Origin of the sequence: Bacteriovorax sp. Seq25_V, assembly GCF_000447795.1 — a bacterium.
Classification (GTDB): domain Bacteria; phylum Bdellovibrionota; class Bacteriovoracia; order Bacteriovoracales; family Bacteriovoracaceae; genus Halobacteriovorax_A.
This window is the reverse complement of the sequence record NZ_AUNI01000021.1, coordinates 322,758-339,479: the sequence shown is the minus strand read 5'-3', so window position 1 is coordinate 339,479 and position 16,722 is coordinate 322,758. Positions and strand designations below refer to the sequence as shown.

Below are 16,722 nucleotides of genomic sequence, written 5' to 3'. Positions count from 1 at the left end.
GCTCTTACTGCAACAAAGGACAAAAAATGACTCTTGCACGGAAATTTCTATTTGTTTATTTATTCCTTTCGAATATCTCATTCGCCAGAGAATACTTTATCTTTAGTGTTGAACACGATCTCCCTATGGGGATCGAGGAAGAAGTCCTAAGAAAGAATTATTTTATCAATATAGGTGAAAAACAGGGAGTGACAGTTGGAACGACACTCGATGTGTTTAGAACTATAAATCAAAATGATCCATACGAAACCAAGAAAAGATATTCATATGACATCAAAGTTGGAGAACTCGAAGTTATCCACCAAGATCGAGATGCTTCAATTGCTGTTTCAAAAAACATAAGAGAAGGTCAAAGAGTACCAATTTTAGAGGTTCCTAATTTTATGGTCGGTGATGCTGTTAAGTTAAAACTTGCTCAGTAATTAGGATCTTTGATGTAAGACAGTCCTGCGCTCTTTAATCATTTGAACCTGATTATTGAGTGCATTGAGGGCTTTTTCTTGCCTCTCAATAACTTTTGAATCAAGTCCTTCTACCTCTTTCAAATTTTTCAAAACAATATTCACCATACCTTGGGCAACAACAATATGATTACTTATATCATGAAGAAATTTTCTTTCCTCTAAAGCTAGATCTTGAACAGTTAATTCGTCAGACATTTGTGAACCTTTTATAGATATTTGATAGACTCTAATGTACCAATAATTTCTGTTTTTTCAACCTGGGAAATTATTATTTTACAGAGGCAAGGTGTTGGTTTTTGTACTTTCTTAATCATCAAAAATGTTCTTAACCTTACTGTTTTAATAATATTACCACGGTAAACTCCATTAAAACCCATGATGATTTCAATTTTCCCATAAGAACTATTAATTTTTTTTGGCTCAAGATACGATATTAAATAGATTGGCTGCATTAATTCCTCCATGTGGAAGACAATGCAAGTCGAAAATTCATTAGACTTTGTAAATAATGATTATTACAGGAGCAAATAGTTTCAGAATAAACTTTCTGAACTCGCCTCTTTGACATATAATGAATTTTCAAATATAAAATAATTTTGAATCACCATAGTCCAAATGACGGAGTGCAATAATGGCAAGAATTACTATTGAAGATTGTCTTGAAAAAGTAGAAAACAGATACGAATTAGTACACCTTTGTACTAAAAGAGTAAAACAACTTAGAGAAGGTGCAGACCCTCTTGTAAAGAGTAAGAATAAAGAAGTTGTTACTGCACTTAGAGAAATTGCTGCTGGAAAAGTAAAGCATGCTCCAATGAGTGAATACGACTCAGACGAATTTTAATTTTTTAAAAAATTCATATATAAAAAAAGGACCCTATCGGGTCCTTTTCTTTTTTATCTTTTCTTTCTTGGCATTGCCAATTTTAAAACTTCATCAAAGTGAGCAACTGGATAAAACTTCATCCCTTTTCTATGTCTCTCTGGAACCTCTTTTAAATCTTTCTCATTCTCCTTTGGAAGAATGATATTAGAGATACCAGCTCTCTTTGCAGCTAAAACTTTTTCTTTAATCCCACCGACAGGAAGTACTTTACCAGTTAATGATAACTCCCCAGTCATTGCAAGATTACTCTTAATTTTTATTCCATTTGCTAAAGAGTAAAGAGCAAGAGCCATTGTAATACCAGCACTTGGACCATCCTTTGGAGTTGCTCCTGCAGGCAAGTGAAGATGAATCTCATGATCAGATAGGAAGTCTTCTTCAAGTTCCTCTTCTTGCTCACTTTCATCGGCTTTCTTCTTAGCCTTTTTCACTTTCTTTTGTTTTGCTAAGTATTCTTCTTCGATTTCATCTTGAAGTAATTTTTTCACATAGCTATAAGCAATGTTAGCAGATTCACTCATTACCTCACCGATTTGACCAGTGAGTTTGAAACCACCTTTTCCAACAAGTGGCATAGTTTCAATATATAGAATCTCTCCACCGTAAGAAGTCCATGCAAGACCAGTCGACATACCTGGAGAAAGTTCTTTAAGCGCTTTTTCACTAGTAAATCTTGGCGGCCCTAAGTAATCCTCGAGTTGTGCAACTGTTGGAGTAAATTTCTTTTTCCTCTTCGCTGTAACTTTTTCAAGAGCTGCTCTTCTACAAAGCTTAGCAATAGTTTGCTCCATCACACGAACACCAGGCTCTCTAGCGTAGTCTTCAATTAACTTATGTAGAAGTTTATTATCTAGAGACATATCTTCTTTTTTAAGACCATGTTTCTCTAATTGCTTTGGGATTACCCACTTGCTTGCAATTGATACTTTTTCTTCCATTGTATAACCACTAAGCTCAATAACTTCCATTCTATCTAAAAGAGCTTCTGGAATATCTCCCAAATAGTTTGCAGTAGCAATAAAAAGAACCTTTGATAAATCAAATGGAACATCGAGATAATGATCAATGAAATTGTGGTTTTGTTCAGGATCAAGAACTTCAAGTAAAGCCGACGCTGGATCACCTTGATACGACTGGCCTAATTTGTCGATCTCATCAAGCATAATCACTGGGTTGTTAACTTCAACACGCTTAAGGGCTTGAACAATTCTACCAGGCATCGCCCCCACGTATGTTCTTCTGTGCCCCTTAATTTCTGCTTCATCTCTCATCCCACCAAGTGAGAATCTATAAAAATTTCTTCCTAGTGCTTCAGCAATACTTTTCCCCATTGATGTTTTACCAACGCCCGGAGGACCTGAAAGACAAAGAATTGTTCCATCATACTTTGGCTTTAGCTTGCGAACAGCTAAGAATTCAAGAATTCTTTCTTTTGCTTTTTCTAAACCATAATGTTCTTTTTCAAGAATTTTTTTAGCCTTGATCATATCTACTGATTCAGTAGTTGATTTTGACCATGGAAGATCAAGAATCCAATTGAGGTATGTTCTAGTTACGTTATACTCAGGAGAAGAGTCTGGAATTACCTCAAGACGCTCTAGTTCATCTTCAACAGACTTCATAACTTCTTCTGGAAGATTCGCCTCGACAATTTTCTCTCTGATTTTATTCATATCACGAGATTTATCATCATCTTCCATTCCAAGTTCACTTCTAATAACTTTTAGTTGTTCTCTTAGGAAGTATTCTCTTTGATACTTGTTAACTTTGTCGTTAACTTCATCTGAGATTTTCTTTTGGATATCTGCTACATCTTTTTCTCTTCTCAGGTATACAAGAAGTTTTCCAAATCTCTTTTTTACCACAAGTGTTTCAAGGAAATCTTGAGCCTCAGGAATGTCGAGAGAAAGTGCAAAAGCAACTAAGTCAGCAAGAGCCCCCGGAGATGGTGAGTTAATCATTGCAAGCTTCATTTCCTCATTAAAGTATGCGTTGATTTCACTTAGCTTCTTAACTTGATTGATCACAGATCTTGTATAAGCATCTAGTTCTTCGTCTTCTTCAAGAATGTCATCAAACACTTCATACTTAGCTTTTAAAAGCGGTGCACTCTCAATTATTTGAGAGGCTCTAAATCTTTTAATTCCATGTACTAGAATATTAACTGATCCATCAGGAAGTTTAAGACGTTTTACAACCTTACAAAGAACACCAACTTTATAAATATCGCCTGGCTTTATTTCTCTGTTTTCTAGATCGTTTTGAATTTCGGGATCAATCTCTCCCTCTTCATTCTTAAGATCATATTTAACGAGATTAAGTGCTAGATAACCATTTTTAATTAAATACTGATCTAAGTCTGAAGTATATTTATCTTCAGTTAAAACGATTGGAGCAATCATTCCAGGAAAGATTGGACTATTCATAATAGGAATAATCACTACTTCTTCTGGAAAGTTTTCTTCTCCATTCGATTCTTGGATTTGAACTTTATATTCTTCGATTTCGCTCATTTGTCCTCTTTCGTTATTATTAATTTTTAATATCGATTACTAATCTACCAGGATTTGTTAAATAGAAAATATCAATTGAATAATCTGACTTTAGTATAACTTCTGTTGATAGAGATTCATCACCTACTGGATAAAATTCAACTTTATCAACATATTTAGAATTTCCGAATGATCCAATTCCGTTCCCTATCGTCGTATTAAAGAAATCAATGAAGATTTTTTTATTCTTTTCAGACTTATATCCATAAACTCTTGGAGTCGTTGCAGAATCAAAATCAAACACTAGTCTTTCATAACCATTTGCTGGCTGATATCCATGGCGAATAGATTTAAGCACAGCCCCACTTACGTTATTAGTGCTATGAAAAATTCCACCCTTAAAATAAATTGATCTTTTCTTGTCGCTGATTTTTCTAATTCTTTCACTCATTAAATCTTGAGCGTTTGAAACTTGTAAGAATAGAACAGAGAGAAATAAAACTAGTATTTTTGAATTAAACATTAAAACCCTTCCATGGTCATTAATTATATCTTTATTATTTTACGTGATTGTTAACAAAAAAAGAAGATTTTACTTCCAAGTTTTAACTCTACGCATACGCATAGCACCAATTACTCCGAATAAAACCGAGAACCAAAGGATATTCACACTTGAACTCTCTGAAGCTTTTTCGTCTTCGTATGAAGCGATTGCTCTACCAAGTTCTTTTTTACTATCCTCAAAGACATATTTATCAGAACGATAATCTTCCAAGTAGTCACCAAATGTAGTTCTAACCCATATGTCAAAAGAACGGTAAGGAATCTTTCCCAGATTTGGATGATCTGGAAAGGCCATAGAAATCAACTGATACTGATCTCCTCTCCCTTCATAATCATATACTCCAAGCTTGTCGTAGTAAGGCTTGAATCCAAAACTATCTCTTTGTACCAGAATTACATATTGAGAGTTCAACGCAAAACGAGGAGCATTTGGGTTATCGTAGACGAGCTCCTGCCACTCTCCCCCTTCGTAATGTACAGTGAAAACATTTCGATTAACGAGATATCGATTTCCTATACCTGCACTTTTCAAGATCTTAAACGAGGCCTCAGTAAGAATCTTTCCCTCATGATTCTTTTTATAAACCTGCCCGAGGTATTCTCCAAGGATGACCCCATCAGCTTCATTTAACTGCTTCTTCATAGGAATTGGAAAAATCTGTGTTGCAGAGATAGCAAGGTTTAATATGAACAGTAAGATAAGTTTCTTCATTAAAGAGCCCAGTCATAGATTCAATGGCTCTTCGGCACTTCAGGGACAATACTTTAGTATTTTACTCGGAGACTTCTATATTAATTACATTAAAGTCTTTAAATATCGGATGGTTATCGATTACAACCAACGTATTCCCCTTAGACGTCAAGCCAACCATTAATTCACGAATTCGGACGAGTTCATTAATGGAAAGCCCATAGGAAATATCTGTAAAGATCAATAATGAGTTCTCTAAATCTTTTTGAAGGGTATTAAGAAACTTGACTCTTAATCTCTCCCCTCCCGACAGGGAAGGTAGTGTTCTATCTAGAGTCAGATAACCAAGGTTTAAAAGTTTTAAATATTCTACAATTCTTTTAAGCTTTGGTGTTGATTTGATATGCTCAAAAAGCTCGACGATCGGTGTGTTGTAGGCCTCAACAATAGTATATTTTCCATCCGAGATATTTGAATAAAACTTATTAAGCTTTTTCCCCTGACAGTCTTCACAAGGGAAAGTCACATCCTCAAGAAATTGCATATCAATTTCAATAATTCCTTTACCTTCACAAGTTGGGCATTTCCCAAGATCTGAGTTTGAGGAGAAGTGACCATCTTTTAGACCTAAACTTTTAGACACAGGAAGTGAGGCATAGTGCTTTCTCACAAATGGAGAAATCCCAAGCATCGTCCCCACTGTTGAACGCCCAGAAGCCCTTTCTATATTTGTCTCGTAAACAATTATATTGTTAAAGTGATCATGCTTAGAATATTTTCCGACTTGATATTTCACGTCGTAATTTTTTTTCTCATCAAATTGTTTTGAATAAAGATCATTAGCAATAACATCGATCAGTAAACGCTTTGAAAACGACTCTCTAAAAGAAGCTACTGTCGAAACAACCCCCAAAGGAATCTCTAATTGTTTTATTTTGTGATCTTCAAATTCAATATTTGAAACTTTTAAAGCTTTTGAAGCTTTCACTACTTTTAGCTTAGGAAGTTTATCTTCAGTTTTTTTCTTGTAGGGGCCTTGATAAACAATGTCTCCACCAAGATGACCAGCACCTGGACCAACTTCGATAATCCAATCAGATGCCTTTTGTACCTCTTCGGCATGATCCACGAGAACCAGTGTATTTCCCTGAGAAAGCTTCTTCAAATGTTCGATTAATATTCTCTGTTCTTTTACATTCAACCCAAGACTTGGTTCATCTAAGATAAATAAAGAGCCGGAGCCTTGATAACTTAAATATCTAACCAGCAGTGATTTTTGATATTCATTTGATTCGAGCTCTTTAATTTTTTTAGTAATTTTAAAGGATCCTAGCCCAAACTCGATTGCGAGCCCAAGCTTTGAAAGAACCCTCTCGACGAAAATTTCTTTTCCTGTGAGCTTTAATCCACTTATTAACTTATGCAAGCTTTCAATATCTGTCTCTAAAAGCTCACCATACTTTGGAAGGTTAGCATCTCCTCGGTACAAGGCGGCCTTTTCACTAATTCTAGTACCATTACAAAGTGTACAAGTAGAATCAGTCTGGACTGAACGAAGAAAAATACGAACACTTCTCTTGTATCTTTTTTCTTCAAGCCAAGAAAGCATTTCGAGAACTCCAGGAAATGCTCCTTCACCATTCATCAATATTGGCAGAGCATCCTTTTCTATTTCATGAAAAGGAGCCACTAAAGAAATTCCATTTTTCTTTAAGGCCGCAATAAATGATTTTTCATAAGCACTAAATTTACTATAGGAAAGAATCGAAACAGCCCCATCTTTTACCGAGCGGTTAGGAAACTTGACCAGCTTGTCTTTACTATAATTAAGCACAGAACCATAGCCTTTACACTCAGGACACGCCCCAACGCCATTAAAAGGCAATAGCTCTCCTATCTCTCTAATAGGCGCCTCTCCCTCTAACTTACACTGGAGACAAACTCGCTCGGACTCAATATTTATATGGTCATAAATTTTTTGTGTTTGGTTAAACACAAGAAGCATTGCACCTGTTTTTTGAAGAAATGGAAAGTCCAATAACCTCTTCTCAATAGTTGATATTGACTTTGCCTTTATCCTAAAGAGCTCCCAAAACTGATCCGCTTCGACAAACTCTGTCACCTCATCGTTATCTGTGCTATAGCTTCGAATTGGTAGACCACTTATATTATTTTGATAAACGCTCTTATCAATTAGCACATGAATAATATCATTATCATCTTGAACAACATGCGCGCACTGCTCAGTGAAATACTCTAGTCCATTCTTATAACTTTCCCCATGAATTGGACACTTCTCAGGATAAGAATCGAAGTAAAGCTTAGCGATGTCCATCGTCAATTCGAATTGATCAGAAAGATTAAGTCGAGACCCGACTATTGGATTATGCTGAGGTAAAATCCAAACTGGTAAAACTGGTGATATTGATTCGACATCAGCACTTTGGGGTACACGATCAAAGAATGTGACACTTGAAGGAAGTGAGTTTAGGAATCTTCTTTTCGATTCATTTGCTAATGTGTGAAAGACAAGTGACGACTTTCCTGAACCTGAAGGTCCAACAACACATGTGATTTTTTCCATAGGAAAATCAACTGAAACATTTTTAAGATTATTTGTGTTGCATCCACGTATACTTATTTTCACAAATAGAACATACCAGATATTTTTAGAATGTAACTAGACGAATTCGATACATAAAAAAAAAGGTCCAACACAGTTGGACCTCTTTAATATCTTCAAAAATAAAATAAATATTATCTTTTTGAGAATTGGTACTTAGCTCTTGCACCACGTAGACCAGATTTTTGTCTTTCAACTTTTCTTGGGTCACGAGTGATAAATCCTGCAGCTTTAAGTTCTGGTCTTAAAGAAGCATCTAACTTAAGAATTGCTCTTGTAATACCAAGTCTTGAAGCACCAGCTTGACCAGTTGTACCACCACCACAAACATTAATTTTAATGTCATACTTATCCGCTAACTTAGTTAGGTTAAGTGGTTGGTTAACAACATATCTATCAGTTCCCTTTGGGAAGTAATCTTTGATATCTCTATTATTGATTGTAATTTTACCTGAACCTTCAGCAACATACACTCTAGCAACAGAAGACTTTCTTCTTCCTACAGCGTGTGAGTTCCAAGTTTTTCCTTTTGCAGCCATTATCTACCTCTTCCTAGAATTTATATACTTCTGGTTGTTGAGCACTGTGAGCGTGTTCTGGTCCAGCGAATACTTTTAGTTTTGTTAATTGCTTTCTTCCTAAAGAGTTCTTTGGAAGCATACCTTTAACAGCATTTAAAAGAATTAAATCTGGTCTCTTAGCAAGTTGCTCTTTTGCAGTTCTTTCTTTTAACCCACCAACATAACCAGAGTGCTTGTAATAAACTTTCTGATCCCACTTGTTACCAGTGAATTTAACTTTGTCAGCGTTTACAACTACTACAAAGTCACCAGAATCAGTGTGCGGAGTATATTTTGGATTGTTTTTTCCTCTTAATACGTTAGCAATTTCTGTTGCTAATCTACCAACAACCATATCCTCAGCATCGATCAAGTACCACTTTTTCGCAGCTTCAGCAGGTTTTAAAACAAAAGATTTTTCAGTGTACATAACCAACCTTCTTCAACTAAATAAAAATTAAACGTAAGTCTCAAATAAAGACAGATGACGAAACTTATATAGGATTTTTGGGCCTCTCGTCAAGGGCCATCTTTATTAAAAGGTAATAATATTTGATTTCTTTTAAAATTAATACATTAATGTGAAAAAATTGCAATTTATATGAATTTATCGGTGTTTGACGCGGTCGACCTAGGCAATTTTTTACTAAAATTGGCCAATAGTTACGTGGAACCTGCCAAAATTTTCGCGATGCCCGCTTAACCTTTCGCGCTTTAGCTTAATACCGTAATCAAAATCTAATGAACCAACAGGCGTCAACAACTTAAAACTAAGGCCCGTAGATGTTCTCAGTTCTTTAAGATCCACATTTTCAAGATATACACGACCAGCATCTAAAAATAGAGCAACAACTGAAGAATCATCTATGTAATAGCGACTCTCTATCTTGAAGTTAACAAGGTAAGCACTATCCCTAATAATGACATCAGATAAGTCGGTACCATCAATTAATCTATTACTCTCGTTGTCAGAGAATCCTCTAAGTAAGTCTATTCCGGAAAGTCTAAACGCCTTGAGGCTTGGGATATAACCTCGTGTGTTTTGTTTCCCGGACTCACTATCAAGTGAAGGTGATCCGTCATCATTATATACTAGTTCATTTGCAAAGTTTTTCTCTGCTCCAACAGTCAAAGAAGTAGCCAATGTCATTTTCCAAATTGGGACATAGAAATAACTACGAAGCACTGCTCTATTATAATTAATTGTAAGGTCCTTATCACTTTGTGAGCCAAAGTATGGATTTGCAAATTCCCAACTAAAATTAAACCATGCACCAGAGCGAGTGACTCCAGGATTGTCTCTAAAGTCTAAAGTGAAGGATGGAGTAATTGCTCCAATTCGATAACGATCATTATCAATATCTAGAGTCGCATCAAATTGGCGAACAACATCAAATTCATACCTAACATTATACTGGAAATATTTATTAACAGTTTTATTCAAACTTGGAGAGATACTGAAAATATCTGCATCAAATGAATTATATCTTTTTCTTTGAAATTTTGCAGTCGTTCTCCACTCAAGAGGCCCACCAAAAAAACTGTATAGAAGATAAGGCTCAATATACTGAATCTGAGCAATACCTTCTAGTAGATGTTTATCTTGGAGACGTCGCTCTTCATCAAGGTCGGACAAAGATGTTCTGTAGTTAGCTTGAAGCTTCGTAATCCAACTTCTATTCATGCCCTTGTAGTTATTGTATGACGTGGTAAATGATACTTTATATCCTAAGTCCGTCCTATAACCAGGTGCGACTTCTCCACGGCCAAAATCTTTTTCTCTTACTTTAATGATAAAGTTTAGGTCAACTGAATTGTCATCACGCTTTTTTCCAACGAAAGGTGTAATATTAACGGAAGAAAATAATCCTAAACCTCTTAGACGATTAACAAAGTCATTCATCGCTGTTGGGGTTACAATCTCCCCCTTTTTGATTCGAAGTTCTCTTTCAACAACAATATCTTTAGTTTCCTGATTTCCTGTAATAAGCACATCGCCAAAATATGACTTTTTGCCGGATTCAAAAACTAGATTAAGGGTGATTGTTTTATCAGCATTATTAATAACAACAATCTCTTTAGGATTTTTCACTTTATAAGAAGCGAAGTAGTATCCTTCCTGCTTAACAATATCTAATGCCTTCTTAAGATCGTTATCTACTTCAGTCACATTAAATGCTGTAGTAACTTTATTACTAATCTCTTTCAATATCTTTTCTTTAACTTCCGGGCCCGCAATTCCTTGAATATTAACATTTGAAACTTTATATAGATTATTCTCATTTATCTTATATGTTACGAATGCTGATTTCTCATCCTCTGAAAAAGCGATTAATGGTTGCTCAACAGAAGAAAACACATACCCATGTGATACGTAATACTCACGAATATTATTAGTAATCTTCTCTAGCGCCTGAACATCAAGATACTTTTTATTTAAAAGATCAGAAGATTTCTCATCATAAATTTTTTCTAGAATAGAGTTATCAATATCTTGATTTCCAGAAAAGATAACCTCATCAATTTTTATTTTTCTACCTTCTTTAACATTTACAAAAAAGAAGTAGTAATCACCTTTGTCATCAGCACCAGTTTCTTTACGAATATCAAAGTCTGAATAAAAAACACCTCGATTTTTATAAAGCTGAGCCAATGTGTGAATCATGAGCGAATCAGTTAGAACATCTTTATTCCCTCTAACAATCTTCTTGATCTCTCTAAATAAATACTGGTGGTCAAAGTAATTGACTCCATAAAAATTGATTCCATAACGAGGCCCTAACGTTACAGACAGGCTTACATTTACTTCTGTATCATTGTTATCTATTTTTTCTATAACAGAGGCTTGCCAGTAGCCGAGCTGCTCTAGTCTATTTCTATATTCATCTAAATGTTTTGTAAAAGTTACCTTGTCCCAAGCTCTGTCTTGAATTCTGCCCCAAAATGACAAACTATCTCTTTCTATTTGCCCGCGTAGACCAGATATATAGAGCTTTTTGAATTTCCTAATCCCGACTTCACTAACAGAGACATTAATTTCGATTCCTTCATCTGATTCTTCAATATTATAAGAAATGGCATTTGTAATATCAGAGAAGTAAAGCTGCTGAATCTTTAAAATTCCTTCCTGCATTTTACTATCATCGTAATAATCACCTTTTCTTAATGTAAAGATCTCATAAAGACGTGTCCTTAAGCTAGAATCATCTACTTCAAAATTAATATCTCCAATCTTTTTCTTAATCTCGACATCCACATTTAATTTTGTTTTATCTAGTGAGAAATAAAATGATTTATAGTACTGCTTATCAACTTCAAAATTAAAGAAAGTATAAAGTTGTTCTTCGGAAAGATTTTTATTCTTTATCTCATTGAACTTCTGGGTAATTTGATCACATTCAGTACTATCACCACAATTAACGACAACCTCTTTCACCTCGAAAGAGTAAGCACATAAGGCGATAATAAATGTAAGTATAATTCTTAATACGACCATCTATATTTAACGTCGGCACCTACTGAACCGCCATCTCCCTCTTTGTTATCATTGCTTGTACCAGTCCCTGTCTCGAATACTCCCTGAATGGACCAGTTATCATTCAAATTAAGGTCAATATTCATTTCTTGTTTTTGACCTTCCTCATTTCCAAAAGTATTAGAGAAGGTAATTCCTACATTCTCAGTTACCTTCTTCTGAATTTTTAACTTCGTTGCAGTCTTTCCTCGTGTTCCAGACTCATTCTTAGACGCTTGTATTGGCGTATCATCACTTTCACTTATCTCCGGGAGAACAGAAAGCTTCAACCCTAGAGTTGCATCAAGTCCGTCATTGATCTTTAGTTGATCTACAATTAATGTCCCTAGTCCGATAGTGGTTAATGATGCCCGATCCTTTTCCTCTAGGTTTTTTGTAAAATCCGAAGTCACCCCAAGAGCCAGTAGGGAAAAAATATCTTCTTTTGATAAGGATGGATTTGACTCCATATTTATTTTAAGGTCTTCCTCACTTCCAACAACGTCCATCTTTATATCATATTGTGCAATTTTAGCTTCAGAAGTAAAATTAACATTTAATAGATTTGTATTACTGTTAACATCATATGTCACCACACCTTCATTAATAATAAATTCATTGCCTTTGAATTTAAATTTACTAAATGCTGGAACGACATTTAATACTGCTTTCACATCAGGGGCCATAGGATTACCTTTAACTGTACCACTAGCTTTTAGCAATATATCAGATAATCTATTTTTAACGTGTATATTATCTTTTGTTGATGCGCTGACATTTAACTTAATGATATCCGGCAAACCTCGTTTTTGAATATCAATATATTTATCTATACTTTTTAAATAACCAGAGCTCCCTGTAAATGCCGTAAATTCATCTTCAACAATCCCACTGTTTATGATTGCATTCCCACGCAAAGAATATGGGAATTGTGAACCAACAAGATCAAAAACTCCTCCAATATTTGCTCGAGAATTTTCTGCAAACGGATATGTTACATCATCTAATCTAATTGTGAGGTTTAGCACAGGATAAGGAATCTTAAATCCGACTCGTCCTCGACCAAACAACTTTCCACCACCGAGATATCCATTTAAATCTTTCAACTCCCAAGAGTTAGAAGTTAAAATCGATCTCATTTCTACGTTATTTAGTGATACCGGTACATCCTTAATAAAAATAGTGAGATCATTTGCATCTATCTCATGAGAATTCTCAAACTCACCGACCTTTCCAGTAAATATACCCTTACCACTCAAGCTACCACTAGCTCGTTCTACTTTATCGCTTAAAAGATGCAAGAAGGTTAAGTCGAACCTAAACTTTTCCTCAAGCTTAACAATCTTATTAAAATCTCCACTACCATTTAATTGATAATGTCCCCCATTGCCTTCAAATCGAATCCCCATCTTATCAATTTTAGATTTCGAGATATCAATTATGTTTTCACTATCTTCTGAAAGCTTAATTTCTTTATTAAATTTTCTAAGAAAGAATTTGTTTAGAGAGACTTTCGCATCAACATTTTTCAAATTATCTAACCTAGCACCAATAGTTAGTTGTCCCTTAAACTCTCCAGCGAGTTCGGAGTCATAAATATTATGTAGTGAAAGAATACCTAAGAGCAGACGAAGATCTGTTATATCAGCAGTTGTATTGAACTTAGAATATTCTTTACTACGTTCACCAAAGAATACTTTTGAGTCAAACTTTATTCTCGATCCAAGTAAGGTTCCGGATGATATAAGCTCATGATTATCAATACTAAACATAATACTTGAGGGCTTTATTTTTTTGCGGCCAACACTAGAACCTAGAAGTAGAACTTGTCCACCTCCGCGGTAACCGCTCTTAGCCTTTTCTAGTTTAATTTCTCCATTGAGACTACCATCATACCCTAGTCCTAATTTACGGTAGAAAAGAAAGTCATTTAAGTTCATTCCCTCTATATCAAAATCAATTAACTCAATCCCTTTCTTGAAATTTAGAAAGAATTTCCCACTAAGGTTCCCATTATCTCTAAGTAGTCTAACATTACTAAGCTTCAAGTTATCTTCATCGATCGCGAGATCAAATGATATACTTTTCAATGTTTCATTTAGAATACTAAATTTTTCAGACTTAAAACTATTATCAATCTTTAAATTTTTAAAACTTCCACTCAGTCTACTTTTCCCAGATATTAATCCATCAAAGTACTGAGTTACTTCTTTTACATCATTCCATACAGGAGTAATGATATTTCGAAGTCCCTGTATTTGAATTTTATTTGATGCAATTAATACATCAAGTTCTTCTTTGTCCAAATCCACACTTCCAACTATCCCTAAAATATTCGAGTTAAGTGACTTAATATTTGAAATAGTTATGACTTCCTTTTCAAAAGAATATTTTAGGCTGGCAGAGACTTCATCTGGAACATGATATCCAAGAACACTCAGTTCTTTTATTTTCTTTGATTTCACATAAAGGTTTACATCAGGACTAGTTCCTTCAAAAAGTGCGTCAATATCCCCAGTCCCCTGAGCAGTGCTTCCTAACTCTCCTCCTAATTCTAAGAGGTTCAAGTTTTGAGCGCTCAATTTAATCGAAAGAGAATCACCGATTTCACCCTTAACGCTTACAGGACTAGCATTTATAAGTCCGCTAGCTTTCAACTTTACATTATCACCTGTTTCTAAGAAAAATTCAGGTAGTTCAATCTTTTTGATATTAAGAATATCTTCACTCTCACCAACACGAACATCTTTTAAAATTACCGGTGATGTCGCTGTGATCTTTATTACATCCTTATCAATTGAAAGATTTACATCTGAACTAATATTTGTTTTTAAAACTTTAAAATCAGGACCTAGAAAATATAAAAGATCATGTGAGTGCATCTCTTTCACGCTAGCATTGATGTCACTTACTTTCCCAGTAGCAAGGTCAATAGAAATATTATTATTGACTCTCGCGGTTCCCTTTCCTTTTTGAACATTAAGTTTATCGATTAAAATATTATTCTTAAAGTATGAGCCTCTAAAATCGAGCTCATCCACTTCAGCATAAATATTTCTAAACCTCTCTAACTTCCCACGAAACTTCACAGATGGATTCTTTGCTTCCCCCTCAACACTAATCAAGCATGAGGCAATCCCAGACTGAAGATATTGCTGTATGTCTGTTCCGAAAACAAACTCCCCAATGTCACCACCATAATCGATTTCGATATTCAAAGGATAATTTTTTTGAAGCAGAACTTCACCTATCATTTTGATTTCAGCAGTATTTTTAGCAATATAAGCTTCAGTTAATCTTATTTTCTCTTCTAAAAACTCTCCACGTATTTTCACTTGATCAATTTCAAAATTATCAATATGAAGATTTGAAATAATGAACTCATAGTCTATTGAACTTTGATATAACTTCAAATTAAACTCATGCACTGGAATTTTTCTGTTATTAGTAAAAATATCGACATTCGTTATCTCGAACTCCCCCAATCCAAATGGGAGACGAGGCAGTATAGTTTTGTTTATTATTAAGAAAGGATTAATAACATCCTCAACGGACTCTTCTCTTGAAGTTTTGTTCAAATCTTCATTTATCTTAACGTATCCATTATCAAGGATTATTTTTGAAATTCTTAGATCACTTCTAAAAAGATCCCAGAACGATAGTTCAACCGCGAGGTTTCCTAAGTGAGCCACCACCTTATCTGGTAATTCAGCTTTAACATTAACGAGATTAGTTTGCAGCGGTAGCAGAGAAAAAGTAATCTTTTCGATATCAACTTGTGCATCAGTCATACTAGCAATACGACTATTGACTTGATTTGAAATAATACTTCCAAAGTATGAGCTTTGAATAAAATTTACGATACCTGCGAAAAGCCCCAGAATTACTATTATAAATAGAACTAAGAACTTATTTACATTTCTCATTTTAAGTCACTCCAGTGTGACTTAATCTTTCTTTGTCTTAGTCTATTTTGAAGAGATTCGTACTTTTCAGTCTCGCCAAGCTCTTTATACTTTTTAGAGATTTTATCAATTAGCAAAAAGTACAAGTCAGACTTTATACCATCTTCATACAATGCTTCTTTCGCATTGATCAATTCACCAACAATTGCCTTCTTATCATTTTGATAAAACTCATCTATTTGGTTAATCAACTCCTTAGAGTATTTAATTTTTTCAGTGCTTTGAATTCTCTGAATCGGTTCCAATTCACCAATAGCATCAGCTTTGCTTGGATAGATAGAAATTATAATTTCTTTAAGTTCAAAACTCCTACTGTGTTTTGCTATTTCAACTAGATCATCAAGAACTTCATCACTAGATGAAATTTCGCTCAAGCCGGCTAAAAAGGCACTTAAAACATTTGTTAACGAATATACTTCTGAACTTTTATAATACTCTCTTCTAAGAGTTTTGTTTTTAAAATAGATATTTGCATTATCTGTAATCGAATTAAAATCTATCTCAAGACTTAAAGAAGGATCACCCAATCTAATTAAAACAATATCCTCATACTTCTTCAAATTACTCAAAGGAGCATTACACATTTTTAATGTCGTCAGTAATTGTTTCATGCGCGGATAACGTTTGGCTTTTAACAAAAACTCGAAGATATTTATTATTTCTGTTTTATATAAATTTATTTTTCCTGTTCTAAAATAACAAAGTGTTGTTATTAAATTTTCAAAATAAGATTTTTTTAAATTCTCTCTTATTGTTAGAAGTTTTTTACATTCTTCATCTGATAATGAATTGAATTGTTCTAGAAATTGGAAATAGACTTCCTCGCTCTTGTATAAAGAACTTTCGAGATTTCCATCTTCAAACCATGTTTCAATGAATGTTTCTATAGTGGCAGACAATGTATCACCATCATAAGTTTCATACTTATATTATAACCTAAGTGCCTATAAATACTGTCGTGGA

General features: G+C 34.5%; 13 protein-coding genes. 2 read left to right on the top strand and 11 right to left on the bottom strand.

All coding sequences use genetic code 11. From position 1 onward, the window contains the following. The first annotated feature begins 26 nt into the window (after window positions 1-26). Complete coding sequence (locus tag M900_RS16345; protein ID WP_021275930.1) at window positions 27-422, top strand: hypothetical protein; 396 nt, start codon at window positions 27-29, stop codon at window positions 420-422. Here the strand turns inward: M900_RS16345 and M900_RS16340 are convergent, their stop codons facing one another. Both M900_RS16340 and M900_RS16335 read right to left on the bottom strand, forming a co-directional pair. After that, window positions 423-659, bottom strand: coding sequence for a hypothetical protein (locus M900_RS16340; protein WP_021275924.1), 237 nt, complete (start codon window positions 657-659; stop codon window positions 423-425). Between the two features lie 11 nt (window positions 660-670). Next, window positions 671-916 carry a hypothetical protein gene (locus M900_RS16335; protein WP_021275832.1) on the bottom strand — a complete coding sequence of 82 codons (246 nt, stop codon included), beginning with the start codon at window positions 914-916 and terminating at the stop codon, window positions 671-673. 179 nt (window positions 917-1,095) lie between these two features. Here M900_RS16335 and rpoZ point away from each other — a divergent pair, with 179 nt between their 5' ends. Further along, entirely contained in the window at window positions 1,096-1,308 is a 213-nt protein-coding gene (gene rpoZ, locus M900_RS16330; RefSeq protein WP_021275743.1) for a DNA-directed RNA polymerase subunit omega, read from the top strand. 53 nt (window positions 1,309-1,361) lie between these two features. On the opposite strand, the gene lon is transcribed toward rpoZ, so the two are convergent. From lon to M900_RS16285, 9 genes are all read right to left on the bottom strand, one after another. Next, window positions 1,362-3,863, bottom strand: coding sequence for an endopeptidase La (gene lon, locus M900_RS16325; RefSeq protein ID WP_021275942.1), 2,502 nt, complete (start codon window positions 3,861-3,863; stop codon window positions 1,362-1,364). A 19-nt stretch (window positions 3,864-3,882) separates the two neighbouring features. Further along, window positions 3,883-4,365, bottom strand: coding sequence for a hypothetical protein (locus M900_RS16320; protein ID WP_021275938.1), 483 nt, complete (start codon window positions 4,363-4,365; stop codon window positions 3,883-3,885). Window positions 4,366-4,434: 69 nt separating this feature from the next. Further along, window positions 4,435-5,118 carry a hypothetical protein gene (locus M900_RS16315; protein WP_021275788.1) on the bottom strand — a complete coding sequence of 228 codons (684 nt, stop codon included), beginning with the start codon at window positions 5,116-5,118 and terminating at the stop codon, window positions 4,435-4,437. Window positions 5,119-5,179: 61 nt separating this feature from the next. Next, window positions 5,180-7,744 carry a hypothetical protein gene (locus tag M900_RS16310; protein ID WP_198296040.1) on the bottom strand — a complete coding sequence of 855 codons (2,565 nt, stop codon included), beginning with the start codon at window positions 7,742-7,744 and terminating at the stop codon, window positions 5,180-5,182. A 110-nt stretch (window positions 7,745-7,854) separates the two neighbouring features. Further along, window positions 7,855-8,259 carry a 30S ribosomal protein S9 gene (rpsI, locus tag M900_RS16305; RefSeq protein ID WP_021275981.1) on the bottom strand — a complete coding sequence of 135 codons (405 nt, stop codon included), beginning with the start codon at window positions 8,257-8,259 and terminating at the stop codon, window positions 7,855-7,857. A 13-nt stretch (window positions 8,260-8,272) separates the two neighbouring features. Next, window positions 8,273-8,710 carry a 50S ribosomal protein L13 gene (rplM, locus tag M900_RS16300; RefSeq protein ID WP_021275909.1) on the bottom strand — a complete coding sequence of 146 codons (438 nt, stop codon included), beginning with the start codon at window positions 8,708-8,710 and terminating at the stop codon, window positions 8,273-8,275. A gap of 216 nt (window positions 8,711-8,926) precedes the next feature. Next, the gene (locus M900_RS16295) at window positions 8,927-11,776 is read right to left on the bottom strand and encodes a POTRA domain-containing protein (RefSeq protein WP_021276018.1); all 2,850 of its coding nucleotides are present in this window, start codon (window positions 11,774-11,776) and stop codon (window positions 8,927-8,929) included. Next, the gene (locus M900_RS16290) at window positions 11,764-15,720 is read right to left on the bottom strand and encodes a translocation/assembly module TamB domain-containing protein (protein WP_021275801.1); all 3,957 of its coding nucleotides are present in this window, start codon (window positions 15,718-15,720) and stop codon (window positions 11,764-11,766) included. Before M900_RS16290 ends, M900_RS16295 begins: the two co-directional genes overlap by 13 nt. Further along, on the bottom strand, window positions 15,717-16,658 hold the full coding sequence (locus M900_RS16285; protein ID WP_021275949.1) for a hypothetical protein: 942 nt from the start codon (window positions 16,656-16,658) through the stop codon (window positions 15,717-15,719). Before M900_RS16285 ends, M900_RS16290 begins: the two co-directional genes overlap by 4 nt. Between the last annotated feature and the right edge of the window lie 64 nt (window positions 16,659-16,722).